At 67.7% G+C, this 13811-nt stretch carries 10 protein-coding genes; all 10 read left to right on the top strand.

Annotated elements, in window-relative coordinates; translation table 11 throughout:
* The first annotated feature begins 140 nt into the window (after positions 1-140).
* Positions 141-1766, top strand: coding sequence for an ABC transporter substrate-binding protein (locus RIV12_RS06000; RefSeq protein WP_309322815.1), 1626 nt, complete (start codon positions 141-143; stop codon positions 1764-1766).
* A 19-nt stretch (positions 1767-1785) separates the two neighbouring features.
* The gene (locus RIV12_RS05995) at positions 1786-2715 is read left to right on the top strand and encodes an ABC transporter permease (protein WP_309322814.1); all 930 of its coding nucleotides are present in this window, start codon (positions 1786-1788) and stop codon (positions 2713-2715) included.
* Positions 2708-3667 carry an ABC transporter permease gene (locus tag RIV12_RS05990; RefSeq protein WP_075418223.1) on the top strand — a complete coding sequence of 320 codons (960 nt, stop codon included), beginning with the start codon at positions 2708-2710 and terminating at the stop codon, positions 3665-3667. Before RIV12_RS05995 ends, RIV12_RS05990 begins: the two co-directional genes overlap by 8 nt.
* Positions 3664-5511, top strand: a complete 1848-nt coding sequence (locus RIV12_RS05985; protein WP_309322813.1) for a dipeptide ABC transporter ATP-binding protein — start codon at positions 3664-3666, stop codon at positions 5509-5511. Before RIV12_RS05990 ends, RIV12_RS05985 begins: the two co-directional genes overlap by 4 nt.
* Positions 5512-5776: 265 nt before the next feature.
* Positions 5777-6736 (top strand): ABC transporter permease, encoded by a 960-nt coding sequence (locus RIV12_RS05980; protein ID WP_309322812.1) that lies wholly within the window; start codon positions 5777-5779, stop codon positions 6734-6736.
* Positions 6737-6766: 30 nt separating this feature from the next.
* Entirely contained in the window at positions 6767-7753 is a 987-nt protein-coding gene (locus tag RIV12_RS05975) for an ABC transporter permease (RefSeq protein ID WP_309322860.1), read from the top strand.
* Entirely contained in the window at positions 7750-9957 is a 2208-nt protein-coding gene (locus RIV12_RS05970) for an ABC transporter ATP-binding protein (protein ID WP_309322811.1), read from the top strand. The genes RIV12_RS05975 and RIV12_RS05970 overlap by 4 nt, the downstream gene beginning before the upstream one ends.
* Before the next feature lie 94 nt (positions 9958-10051).
* Positions 10052-11719, top strand: a complete 1668-nt coding sequence (locus RIV12_RS05965; RefSeq protein ID WP_309322810.1) for an ABC transporter family substrate-binding protein — start codon at positions 10052-10054, stop codon at positions 11717-11719.
* 73 nt (positions 11720-11792) lie between these two features.
* Entirely contained in the window at positions 11793-12476 is a 684-nt protein-coding gene (locus RIV12_RS05960; protein ID WP_309322809.1) for a hypothetical protein, read from the top strand.
* An 87-nt stretch (positions 12477-12563) separates the two neighbouring features.
* Complete coding sequence (locus RIV12_RS05955) at positions 12564-13766, top strand: MFS transporter (RefSeq protein ID WP_309322808.1); 1203 nt, start codon at positions 12564-12566, stop codon at positions 13764-13766.
* Positions 13767-13811: the final 45 nt, after the last annotated feature.

Raw genomic sequence — 13811 nt, 5'->3', positions numbered from 1 at the left:
CACCTGTTCCACGTGTTGGTCCTGTTTCCTCAGTGGACGTAGTATCCCCGCCTATGGGCGGCGCCTGAGCCCCTCAGTGCGCCGGAAACCCCCTGATCCAGTGACGAATCCCAGTCGGTTCCATGCCCCATGGAGGTCGCATGAACAACGCCCTGACAGTGTCGCGCCGTGGCTTCGGGCTCGGCGCGGCCGCCTTCGGCCTGCTCCTGGTCTCAGGATGCTCGCGCGGATCGAGCTCGACAGGAGGCGGACTGGGCAGCGGCAGCGGCAAGCTGACCCTGGCCTACAACTCCGACGGTCCTCACAAGACCTGGGCCGAGGCCGTGTGCCACTCGGTGTCCAACGTCCTGGGCATCACCATGGAGCCCCTACCGGTGGCCCAGTTCTCCGAGATGCGCTCGGCCATCACCAAGCACACCCTCCTGGGCGCCTTCCGCAGCGGCTGGTCGGCCGACTACCCCTCACTGGAGAACTTCCTCAACGCCACCTTCCAGACCGGTGCCAGCGCGAACGACTCCCAGTACTCCTCGAAGGCCTTCGACGACCTCCTGGCCCAGGCGGCGGGCGCCACCGATCCCCAGACCGCCTACAGTTACTTCCGCCAGGCCCAGTCCCAGCTCTTCGCCGACCTGCCCGGCATCCCGCTGTGGTACCAGAACGGGATCGGCGGCTACTCCCGCAACGCCTCCAACGTCGACTTCAACTGGACCGGTATCCCGGTATACGAGGAGGCCCGCTCCAGCGCCAACGACGGCGTCGTCCTGGCCAATCTCTCCGAGCCGCAGAACTCCTTGCTGCCCACCAACACCAATGAGTCCAACGGTGGGCGGATCCTCGACCTGATCTACGCCGGCCTGATCCGCTACGACAAGGACGGCAACGTCATCAACGAGGTGGCCTCCTCCATCGAGACCAAGGACAACCAGCATTACACGATCACCCTCAAACCGGGCTGGACCTTCTCCGACGGCAGCCCGGTGACATCCGACTCCTTCATCAAGGCCTGGAAGTTCGGAGCCCTGCTGTCCAACGCCCAGCTCGGCTCCTCCTTCTTCGAGAGGATCAAGGGATTCTCCTACGACGAGGACTCCGAGCTGACGGGGCTGACCAAGGTGGACGACCTCACCTTCACGGTCGAGCTGAACGCCCCGGCGTCGGACTTCAAGATCAGCCTGGGGCACTACGCCTACTATCCGATGCCGGAATCCGCCTTCAAGGACCCCAAGGCATACGGCGCCAAGCCCGTGGGCAACGGCCCCTACCGGCTCGTCTCCTGGGACCACGACAGCCGGATCGTCCTGGAGCCCAATCCCACCTACGCCGGCGGGCGAACCGTGGCGAACAAGGGCATCACCTTCAAGCTGTACACGAGCTTGGACTCGGTCTACAACGACTTGCTCGCCGATGCCATCGACATCACTGACGGAGTCCCCGACTCCTTCCTGCCCATCTTCCAGAAGCAGCTGGGCGAGCGTGCCATCAACAAGCCGGCCGCATACTTCCAGGGACTCGCCATCGACGTCACCCACGAGCACTGGAAGATGGACGAGGAAGGGCGCGCCCGCCGCGCCGCCATCTGCCGGGCCATCGACCGCAAGCTCATCTGCGACAAGCTCTACTACGGCACCCGCACGCCCGCCAAGGACTTCACCGCTCCCACCGTTGTGGGCTGGACGCCGGATGTCCCGGGCAACGAGGTCCTCACCTACGACCCGGACGAGGCCAGACGCCTGTGGGCCAAGGCCGAGGCCATCTCCAAGTTCTGAGCGGGAGGAAGAAGGAGACATGCTTCGCTACGTCGCACGCAGGCTGCTGCAGATGGTCCCGGTGTTCTTCGGTGCCACGCTGCTCATCTACGCCATGGTCTTCGCCCTGCCGGGCGACCCGATCGCCGCTCTCGGGGGCCAGCGCTCGCTCAGCCCCGAGGTGATCGACCAGATCAAGGCCAGCTACCACCTCGACAAGCCCTTCATCGTCCAGTACCTGCTCTACCTCAAGGGGCTGTTCACCCTGGACCTGGGCCAGTCGCTGCGGGGGACCGAGTCCGTCCTCGACGTGCTGGTGCGGGCCTACCCGATCACCATCAAGCTCTCCCTCATGGCCCTGGCCTTCGAGGCCGTCGCGGGCATCGGCTTCGGCCTCGTCGCCGGGGTGAGGAAGGGCGGCTGGTTCGACGCCACCGTCCTGGTGCTCTCCCTGGTGGTCATCGCCGTGCCCACCTTCGTCATCGGCTTCGTCCTGCAGTTCATCGTCGGAGTCCGCCTGGGGTGGCTTCCGGTCACCGCCGGTGAGAGCCCCGGCTTCACCGAGCTCCTCATGCCCGCGGTCGTACTGGGCGCCGTCTCCTTCGCCTACGTGCTGCGCCTGACCCGCACCGAGGTGGCCGAGAACCTCACCGCCGACCACGTGCGCACCGCCCGGGCCAAGGGCCTGAGCGGGGCCCGTGTCATGATCGTCCACGTCCTGCGCAACTCCCTGGTCCCGGTCGTCACCTTCTTGGGCGCGGACCTGGGGGCCCTCATGGGCGGCGCCATCGTCACCGAGGGCATCTTCAACATCAAGGGCGTGGGAGGCACCCTCTACTCCGCCATCATCCGCGGCGACGGACCCATGGTCGTGTCCTTCACGACTGTGCTCGTGCTCGTCTTCATCGTCTCCAACCTCCTGGTGGACCTGCTCTACGCCGCCCTGGACCCGAGGATCCGCTATGCCTGAGAACAACACGTCCCCCACCACCCGCCCGGGCCAGGAGCGCTTCGTCATCGCCGACGACGAGATCGGCCTGGGGGCCGTCGACGCCGTCGCCGATGAGTCCGCTCCGGCCTCCGTCTGGGTCGACGCCTGGAGGCAGCTGCGCCGTCGGCCCATCTTCTGGGTGGCCTCGGTGCTCATCGCCGTGGCCGTGGCCTTCTCCCTCGTTCCCGGGCTCTTCGCCCCGCGCGACCCCGGCTACTGCACGCTGGTCAACTCCTACCAGGGGCCCTCCTGGGGCCACCCCTTCGGATTCGACATCCAGGGCTGCGACATCTTCGCCCGTACCGTTCACGGGGCCCGTGCCTCGGTGAGCGTGGGCATCTTCACCACCCTCGTCGTGGTCCTCGTCGGCTCGGCCGTCGGGGCTCTGGCCGGGTTCTTCGGCGGCTTCTTCGACGCGCTGCTCTCGCGCGTCACCGACATCTTCTTCGCCGTGCCCTTCGTCCTGGCCGCCATCGTCGTCATGCAGATGTTCCGCAACGACCGTTCGATCCTCACCGTCATCCTGGTCCTGGCCCTGTTCGGCTGGCCCCAGATCGCCCGCATCACGCGAGGCTCGGTCATGAGCGTCAAGAACGAGGACTACGTGACCGCCTCGCGGGCGCTGGGCTCGGGACGCATGGCCATGCTGCTGCGCCACGTCATGCCCAACGCCGCCGCCCCCATCATCGTGACCGCCACCGTCGAGCTCGGCGTCTTCATCGTCTCGGAGGCCACCTTGAGCTTCCTGGGCATCGGACTGCCGTCCTCGGTCGTCTCCTGGGGCGCGGACATCGCGGCCGCCAAGGACGCTCTCAACAGCCACCCGAGCGTCCTGCTCTTCCCCGCCGGCGCACTGGCCCTGACCGTGCTCGGCTTCATCATGCTCGGCGACGTCGTCCGCGACGCCCTGGACCCGAAGGCCCGCAAGTGACATCCTCCAACGCATCCACCGCCACCGCCTCAGGCGCCTCCGACAAGAACTTCGCCCCCGCGGCCACTTGGAGCGCCGAGAGCGACCCCCTCCTGGAGATCACCGACCTGGAGGTCGCCTTCCGCTCCTCGACCGGGCTCGTGCCGGCCGTGCGCAAGGCGAACCTGACCCTCTACCCCGGCCAGTCCGTGGCCATCGTCGGGGAGTCCGGTTCGGGCAAGTCCACCCTGGCCCATGCCGTCATCGGGCTGCTGCCCGGAACCGGTCGGGTCACCGGCGGCACGATCCGCTTCCAGGGCCGCGACATCACCCACCTGGGCACCCAGGAGCTCACCGCCCTGCGCGGCTCCTCCATCGGACTGGTGCCCCAGGACCCCATGTCCAACCTCAACCCGGTGTGGTCCATCGGCTTCCAGGTCAAGGAGGCGCTGCGGGCCAATGGACTGGCCGGCGTCGCCGACGACCGCCTCGCCAACCTCATGGCCGAGCACACCGAACACACCGGCGAGGCCCGGAAGCCGGCACCTTCGGCCGGCGGGCACATCGACGTCAACGAGCAGGTGGCCCTTCTGCTGGAGCAGGCCGGTCTGCCCGAGGCCTCCCGGCGGGCCAGGCAGTACCCCCACGAGTTCTCCGGCGGGATGCGCCAGCGCGCCCTCATCGCCATCGGTCTGGCCGCCCGCCCCGACCTGCTCATCGCCGATGAGCCCACCAGCGCCCTGGACGTCACCGTCCAGCGACGCATCCTCGACCACCTCCAGACCCTCGTGCGCGAGCTGGGCACCGCGATGCTCTTCATCACCCACGACCTGGGGCTGGCCGCCGAGAGGGCCGAGCACATCGTCGTCATGCACCGCGGCCGGGTCGTCGAGTCCGGACCCAGCCTCGAGGTGCTCCAGGACCCCCGCCACCCCTACACCCAGCGTCTGGTCAAGGCCGCCCCCTCCCTGGCCTCCCGGCGCATCGAGTCCGCCCACGCCCGCGGCATCCAGGTCACCGACGACGAGCTCCTGGGCGCCAGCCTGGGATCGAGCTCCACCGAGGAGATCCTGCGCGTGGAGCACCTCACCAAGGTCTTCGAGGTGCGCGGCGCCAAGGGGAAGGACAAGACCCTCACCGCCGTCGACGACGTCAGCTTCGGTATCCGCAAGGGCACGACGACGGCGCTCGTGGGAGAGTCCGGCTCCGGCAAGTCCACGGTCGCCAACATCATCCTCAACCTCATCGACCCCACCTCCGGCAAGGTGTTCCACGACGGGGTGGACCTGTCCACCCTGGGCCCCAAGGAACTCTTCGCCGTGCGGCGCATCATGCAGCCGGTCTTCCAGAACCCCTACGGGTCCCTGGACCCGATGTACTCGATCTTCCGCGTCGTCGAGGAACCGCTGAGGGTCCACGGGATCGGCACCGCCAAGGAGCGCGAGGCGCGCGTCGCCGAGCTGCTCGACATGGTCTCCCTGCCGCGCTCGGTCATGCGCCGCTACCCCCACGAGCTCTCCGGGGGGCAGCGCCAGCGCGTCGCCATCGCCCGGGCCCTGGCCCTCAAGCCGGAGATCGTCGTGCTCGACGAGGCGGTCTCCGCCCTGGACGTGCTGGTCCAGGCCCAGATCCTGCGCCTGCTGTCCGACCTGCAGGCCGAGCTGGAGCTGACCTACCTGTTCATCACCCACGACCTGGCCGTCGTGCGCCAGATCGCCGACGACGTCGTCGTCATGGAGCACGGGCGGATCGTGGAGGCCGGGGCGGCCGACGAGCTCTTCGCCGATCCGCGCCAGGACTACACCCGTGAGCTGATCCGGGCCGTTCCCGGGGCCGGCATCGACCTCTACGGAGATGAGAAATGATGAGGTCTGAATGAGACCTCAATCGGGGGCGGACCCCTGGTGACGCGGCGGTGGACTCAAGGCCACCGCCGCGTTTTATTTCTCCTCCACTATTAACCATTTGGGTATTTCCTGAATACTGGAAATGTATCCATCGAGTTTCATGCGACAGGTATTGTGACCCCATTCATTTGTTCGTACACGGTGTCACCTCCAACGCCGCCAGGTGCGCCTGCTGCGGGCCAGTGATCCTTGCACCGGTGGGTTGTCCGAAGGAGGAGAACGCATGCTCCCGTACCTGGCGCGCCGGATCGCGAACTACGCGGTCCTGCTATTCATCGCCACGTCGTTGGCCTATCTGTTGGCCTCGGCCTCCCTGGATCCCTCGGCCCTGTGGAACCGCCAGGACCCATCTCTCAACTGGGACGCCATTCACGCCAACCTCGTCAAGTACAACATCAGCCACGACCTGCCCGTGTGGGACCGCTACGTCACCTGGCTGCGCAACGTCGTCCTCCACTGGGACTGGGGCCGCACCCCCAAGGGTGAGCTCATCAACACCCTCATCGGCACCAAGATCTTCGTCTCAGTGCGGCTGGTGTTCCTGGGCGCCGCCATCGGCATGGTCGGGGGAGTGGCCCTGGGGGCCTGGACCGCCACGCGCCAGTACCGCTTCTCCGACCGCGCGATCTCCCTGATCTCCATGATCATCATCTCCACCCCCGCCATGGTCATCGCGATCCTCCTGCAGGTCCTGGCCGTCCAGATCAACCGCACCTCCGGTTACCAGATCTTCGAGTTCACCGGTGAGGGGGAGGGGGCCCTCGGCCGTCTCCAGCACCTGCTGCTTCCCACCTTGTCGATGTCGCTGGGCGGCATCGCCTCCTACTCCCGCTTCCAGCGCAACCTTATGCTCGACACCCTGGGCGCCGACTACGTGCGCACCGCCCGCGCCAAGGGCCTCGTCAAGCGCAAGGCGCTGACCCGCCACGCGCTGCGCACCGCGCTCATCCCCATGGCCACCTACTTCGCATTCGCCCTGGCCACCCTGTTCACCGGCGCCGCCATCACCGAGCGGGTCTACGGCTGGCACGGCATGGGCGAGTACTCCATCAGTGCGATCTCCGGCATGGACATCAACGGGGTGACGGCCGTCGTCGCCTTCTCCGGGCTGTGCACCCTCACCGGTGCGCTCCTGTCCGATGTCTTCGTGGCGATCGTCGACCCGAGAGTGAGGGTGAGCTGATCCATGGCGCGCAACGCTGAACCCAATGGGATGGCCTCCATCGGCAAGCAGATGACGGTGGGCGGCTACGCCGCCGTCGAGCAGGGCGGGGAGGCCCCGCTGAGCCCCGAGGACCTGGGTGACATCACCAAGGAGACCCCCAGGGACTCCCGGCGTCTGACCCGCAGGCAGATCATCACCCGGCGCTTCTGGCGCAACAAGGGAGCCGTCGTCGGCGCGGTCGGCTTCCTGGTCATGGTGCTCTTCGCGCTCTTCGGCGACGCCGTGACTTCCTGGACCTTCACCGACGTCGACTCCTCCGCCTTCCTCCAGGCCCCCAGCGCCGATCACTGGTTCGGCACCACCCAGGGCGGCCGTGACGTCTACGCGATGGTGGTGGAGGGCACCCGCAAGTCCATGATGATCGGCGTCTTCGTCGCCCTGCTCCAGACGGGCGTCGCCGCCGTCATCGGCTCCTCGGCCGCCTACTTCGGCGGCTGGTGGGAGAAGATCGCCCTGTGGGCCACCGACCTGCTCCTGGTGGTCCCCTCCTTCCTCATCATCGCGATCCTCTCCCAGCGTGCCGGAGCCGCCAAGGGCTCCATCGCACTGTTCATCATCCTCCTGGCCGGCTTCGGCTGGATGCTCACGGCCCGCGTGGTGCGTTCCCTGACCCTGAGCGTGAAGAACCTGGAGTACGTCAACGCCGCCCGGTTCATGAACGTGCCCAGTCCCGTCATCATCGCGCGCCACATCCTGCCCAACATCGCCTCCCTGCTCATCGTCGACGCCACCATCAACGTGGCCTACGCCGTCATCAGCGAGACGACGCTGTCCTACTTCGGCTTCGGGGTACAGCCGCCCAACACCTCCCTGGGCACCCTCATCGCAGAGGGGCAGCGCTCGGCGACCACCTACCCCTGGATCTTCCTGGCCCCGGCAGCCGTGCTCGTCCTCATGCTCCTGTGCGTCAACGTCATGGGTGACGGTCTGCGCGATGCCATCGACCCCTCGTCCAAGTCCGGAGGCAAGGCATGACTCCCACGAGTAGCTCCAGCACGTCCACCGAGGCCACGAAGAGCACCGCGGCCGTTCCCGCCGTCGACGCCAGAAGCACCGACGACGCGCTCCCGGACCCCTCCAGCACCGCCCCGCTGCTGGAGGTCGCCGACCTGCACGTCTCCTTCCCCTCCGAGGACGGGCGCGTCAACGCCGTGCGCGGAGTCAACCTGTCAGTCGCCCGCGGTGAGGTGCTGGCCCTGGTCGGCGAGTCCGGCTCGGGCAAGTCCGTCACCTCCACGGCGGTCATGGGACTGCTCGACGAGTCCGCCGAGGTCACCGGGGCGGTGCGCCTCCACGGCACCGAGCTGCTGGGGCGGCCCGACGGCTACATGTCCCGCATTCGCGGCTCCCAGATCGCCATGGTCTTCCAGGACCCGCTCAGCGCCCTGACCCCCGTGTACACGGTGGGCGCCCAGATCGTCGAGGCCCTGCGGATCCACCATCCCGAGATGAGCGAGGCGGACGCCCACAAGCGCGCCGTCGAGCTGCTCGACCTGGTGGGCATCCCCAACCCGCAGGTGCGTGCCAAGGCCTACCCCCACGAGTTCTCCGGCGGCATGCGCCAGCGGGCCGTCATCGCGATCGCGATCGCCAACGACCCCGATCTCATCATCGCCGACGAGCCCACCACGGCTCTCGACGTCACCATCCAGGCCCAGATCCTCGACGTGCTGCGCACCGCCCAGAAGGAGACCGGTGCCGGCGTCATCATGATCACCCACGACCTGGGGGTCGTGGCCGGCATGGCGGACCGGGTGGCCGTCATGTACGCGGGGCGCATCGTGGAGACCGGCGACGTCGACGACATCTTCTACCGCTCGCGCATGCCCTACACGATCGGCCTGCTCGGCTCCCTGCCCCGTCTGGACGCGCGCAAGGACTCGGCCCTGGCCACCCTCGAGGGCAACCCGCCCTCGCTGCTGGAGCTGCCCCGAGGATGCCCCTTCATCCCCCGCTGCCCCATGGCCCAGGCCGAGTGCGCCCAGGAGGAGCCGGCGCTCACCCTCGTGGAGCGCGACGGGACCGACGGCGAGGAGACCCGCTCCGGCGCCCAGTACTCGGCCTGCCGCCGCCGCGACGAGATCGAACGGGACCAGCTCGACTACTCCCACATCTACCCCGTCCCGGCTCTCAAGACCGCCGAGACCATGAGCCTGCCGCATGCCGAGCGCCCCGAGGTCCTGCGCGTCACCGACCTCGTCAAGGAGTTCCCCCTCATGAAGGGAGCCGTCTTCAAGAGACGCGTGGGCACCGTCCACGCCGTCGACGGCGTCTCCTTCGACGTCCGCCGGGGCGAGACCCTGGCCCTGGTCGGCGAGTCCGGCTGCGGCAAGACCACCACCCTCATGGAGGTCCTCTCCCTCCAGGCGCCCCAGGAGGGCAGGATCGTGGTCCTGGGCAAGGACACGGCCGACCTGGGGCGGGCCGAACGCCGCCAGGTGCGCCGCGACCTGCAGATCGTCTTCCAGGACCCCATGGCCTCCCTGGACCCGCGCCTGCCGATCTTCGACATCATCGCCGAGCCGCTGCGGGCCAACGGTTGGAAGAAGACGGACATCGGGCCGCGCATCGAGGAGCTCATGGAGCTCGTCGGGCTCGAGCCCAGTCACGCCAACCGCTACCCGCGCAACTTCTCCGGCGGGCAGCGTCAGCGCATCGGCATCGCCCGCGCCCTGGCCCTCGAGCCCAGCCTCCTGGTCCTCGACGAGCCGGTCTCCGCCCTGGACGTGTCCATCCAGGCCGGCGTCATCAACCTGCTCGACGAGCTGCGCGCCACCATGGGGCTCAGTTACCTCTTCGTGGCCCACGACCTGTCAGTGGTGCGCCACATCGCTGACCGTGTCGCCGTCATGTACCTGGGGCGGATCGTGGAGATCGGCGACGTCGACACCATCTTCGAGGCCCCGGCCCACCCCTACACCCAGGCCCTGCTCTCGGCGATCCCCATCCCGGACCCGGCCAAGGAGCGAGGTCGCAGCCGCATCGTCCTGGAGGGCGACCTGCCCAGCCCCGCCAACCCGCCCTCGGGTTGCCGCTTCCGCACCCGCTGCCCGAAGTTCGCCACAGGACTCACCGACGACGAGCGTTCGGCCTGCCTGGGAGCCATGCCGGAGTTCCGCTCCCAGGGCGAGGACCACGAGGTCGCCTGCTACTACCCCGAGCGCACCGCGGTCTTCTGACGTCCCCCGCCCCCGAGTCCACCCATCGCACTGTCCACCGATCCTGCCCACCACCGCGCGCCGACGACGGCGCCCATAGTGAACGGAGATTCCCATGAAGCTCAACCGCCGCATGTTCCTCGCCACGACGACCTCCGCGGCCGTCCTGACCGCCCTGGCAGCCTGCGCCAAGAACGGCTCCGGCTCCTCGGGCTCCACCGCCGGCGTGCCCACCGCCGCCCCCGAGGAGCTCCAGGACGGGGGTACGCTGCGCTTCGGCATCGGCTCGGCGCCGGCGAACTGGAACGCCGCGACCGTGGACGGCAACGTCGTCGACGTGTGGCTGGTCATGAAGTTCGTCTCCCCCTTCGTCGTCGACTGGGCCGCGGACGGCAAGGCGACGCCGAACCCCGACTTCCTCACCAAGCTCGAGGCCGCGGAGGTCGGCGGCAAGACTGTGGTCACCGTGGCCGTCAACGAGAAGGCCACCTGGGGCAATGGGCGCAAGTGGGACTCCGAGGACATCAAGGTGTTCTTCGACCACGTCAAGGACCCCAGCTACTCCTGGGCCACTGTTGAGGGACTCGACAAGGTCGAGAAGGTCGAGGTCGTGGACAAGCAGACCGCCAAGGTCACCTTCAACTCGGTCTACCCCGACTGGTCCAATGCCCTGGCCGGCGTCACCCCCAGGGAGCTCATGGCAGATGCCAAGACCTTCAACGAGTCGATGGCCGGCGCCACCAAGTTCAACAACGACTACTTCGCCGGCCCCTTCAAGATCAAGAGCTACGACGAGTCCAAGCAGGTCATCACCCTGGAGCGCAACGACAAGTGGTGGGGCGCCACCCCCAAGCTCGAGACCGTCACCCTGCACGTCCTGGACGACTCTGCCTTGGGGCAGGCCTTCGCCAACAAGGAGATCGACGTCCTGGACTACATCTTCTCCGCCGACGTCTACCAGCAGGCCAGTGGCCGCGACGACGCCGAGGTCCGCCAGAACACCGGCCTGCAGTGGCGTCACATCATGTTCAACGCCTCCTCCGGCCCCTTGGCGGACAAGGCAGTGCGCCAGGCCATTGTCCGGGCCTGCAACCGCGAGGCCATTGCGGCCTCCGACCTGGCGGGCCTGCCGGTGGACGCCAAGAAGACTCTCCTGGGCAACCGCTTCTTCCTGCCCGTCCAGGAGGGCTACCAGGACAACTCCACCAGCTGGGGCCACGACGTCGAGGCCGCCAAGAAGCTGCTCGACGGCGCCGGCTGGGTGGCCGGATCCGACGGCGTGCGCGCCAAGGACGGCAAGAAGCTCGAGCTGGTGATGACCATCCCCTCCAACGCCCCCGTGGCCACCAACGAGGCCAACCTCCTCCAGAAGCAGCTGAACGAGGTCGGCATCAAGCTCAGTGTCTCCACGGTCGAGATCGACAAGTACTTCCCGGAGTACATCAACAAGAAGAACTACGCGCTGACGGCCTTCACCACCGAGAAGACCCAGTACCCCCTGGCCAACGCGGGTCAGTACTACGCCTCGACCAGCCAGTCGAACTACACCGGCCTGTCCGTCCCCGAGGTCGACCAGTACGTCGCCAAGATCGGCTCGACCCCCGACGGCGCCGAGCGCAACAAGCTCGCCAACGAGCTCGACAAGGTCCTGTGGGAGAACGTCTTCAACATCCCGATCTACCAGCGCATGCAGCTGACCGCCGTGCCCAAGACGTTGCGCAACTTCGGCGCCCAGGGACTGGCCTCCTTCCGGCCCGAGCGCATCGGCTACGTCAAGAGCTGAGCCGGTGCCCGCAACCGGACCGGATGACGACGGACGAGAGCTGGTGCGGCATGATGCGCCCGTGCAAGAAGACGTGTCCACAACTGTGCCCCCTGTCATGCCGACCGTCGTCATCCGGTCCCTGCCGGCCCGCCTCGGCACCGTCCTCATCGGCCTGGCCGCAGGGGGGATGTCCCTGACGATCGGCCTCGCCGACGGCGCCGCCCACGGGCTGCGCACCCTGGCCTGGGCGGGAACACTCACCTTCCTCACCTGGCTGCTGTGGTGGGCCCCGCAGATCACCCTGGCCCCGCAGGCCCTCACCATCCGCAACGCCTGGCGCACCCACGTGCTGGGCTGGGACGAGGTCGAGCTGTGCCGCACCCGCTGGGGACTGGCGGTCATCACGCCCGACGACGTCGAGGTGCGCGCCTCGGCCGCTCCCCGCCGCGGCGGCATGGCCGAGTCCTTCCGGCGCCGCCAGGCGCTGCGCGAGCAGCAGGAGCGGCGCGACGGCCTGCGCGACTCCGAACCGGCCCCAGCGGTGCGCCCGGAGTACCTCTCAGGGGAGGGGACTCACCGCACCAACCTCGACACCGGCGACGCCGGAGCCCTCATCGAGGCCTACGCCGAGCAGGTGCGCAGCCGTCCTGGTCGGGCCGCCAATGAGGTGGCGCCGGGCACGACCACCGGCGTGACCAGCAGCCTCAACCGTCCGGTCGTCATCGTCGCAGTGCTGCTCGCCGCCGCGCTCGCGGCCGTGACCGTGCTCCTATGACCCGCCCCATCAGCGCCTTGGTGTACTTGGTGAACGGCGGCGAGACGGACGAACACGTACTGGCTGCGTGGCGGGAAGGGTAGCCGAATGAAGCTGATGGCGGAGGAGTACGTCGTTGAGTTTCTTGTGTCGCGAGGCCTGTATGTCCTGGCGAATTCGGCGGTTCCCGCATTGCTGGCGATAGCTGTGGCGTCGGAGGGCTACAGCGCCTCCGGCGTCGGGCTGGTCCTCGGCGTGGGCGCGCTGCCGGGTATCTTGGGTGCGTTGCTGGCTCCGCAGATGCTGGTTCACGTCAGCCCCAAGACCATGTTCGGCGGTGCGGCAGCCGCATGGGTCGTCATCTGCGGCGGTATCGCGATGCTGAGTCATGCCGGCTCGGTTGGGCTCGGCGTGTACGTCACTGTGTCATTCGCCTTGGAGTTCGTCGCATCGATCATGTACCCAACGATGGGGTCCTATGTCGCAGACCTCGTGCGGTCGGATCTGTTGGATCGGATGAATTCCGCCAGGGCTGTTGTCGCTGGTCTGTGCGCGGTCGCCGGCCCTGGACTCATTGCGGTGGTGCAGTCATGGCGAGGTGTTGCCGACGCTTGGTGGCTGGTCTCCCTGCTGATGCTCGCGTGCCTGCTGTCGCAGATCCGCCTGCCGAAAGGGCGCAGAACGGGTCGTGCGGATCGCGTCACCGCGCTGAAGCGGGGCCTGCGGGTCGCCGCACGTTCCCGAGGTGTTCTCGTTGTGCTGGTCGGCTCCGGTGTGTGGCACTTTACGGTGTGGGGGAGTTACATGACGATATACCCGGTGATGCTGCGCGATGATTATCGGGCGTTATGGTTCATCGGAGTCAGTGAGTCCTTGTTTGCGGTCGGTGGAATCGTTGGGTCCTTGCTTCGTGTGCCATCCCGCTTGTCGCGCCCGGTGTTGTGCCTGGTTGCGCTCCTCAGCTTCGTACCGGTTCCGGTCGGCGTGGTGCTCGGTGCGCCTCTTTGGCTTGTCGCGGCGTTGGTATGTGTGTCGAGTACTGTGATTGCGTCGACGGCGGTGGCGTGGGAGACGTTTCTTCAGTCTCGAGTTGAGCGTGACGCGCTGCCCTCTGTCTTCGCCTTGGACTACCTCGCCGGGGATGGTGTTGCGCCGCTCGGCTACGTGGCTGTTCCCGCCCTCGCGGTGTGGCTGGGCCAGGGTGCGGGTGTGCTGACGACCGCCGGGGCATGCGTATTGGTGCTGCTCGGGTGTCTGTGGGCGTGCGCCGTCTCCCCGGAGGTGGAGCAAGTCGAGCCGGCTGTGGAGTGACCGGCGGCTCGTGGCTCGCAGTCCCGCCCGGCGGTTGATGCCGTC

It is taken from the genome of Actinomyces stomatis, assembly GCF_031292835.1.
Taxonomy (GTDB): Bacteria; Actinomycetota; Actinomycetes; order Actinomycetales; family Actinomycetaceae; genus Actinomyces; species Actinomyces stomatis.
The sequence above is the reverse complement of the archived record's forward strand: the minus strand, read 5'-3'. Positions and strand labels throughout refer to the sequence as shown.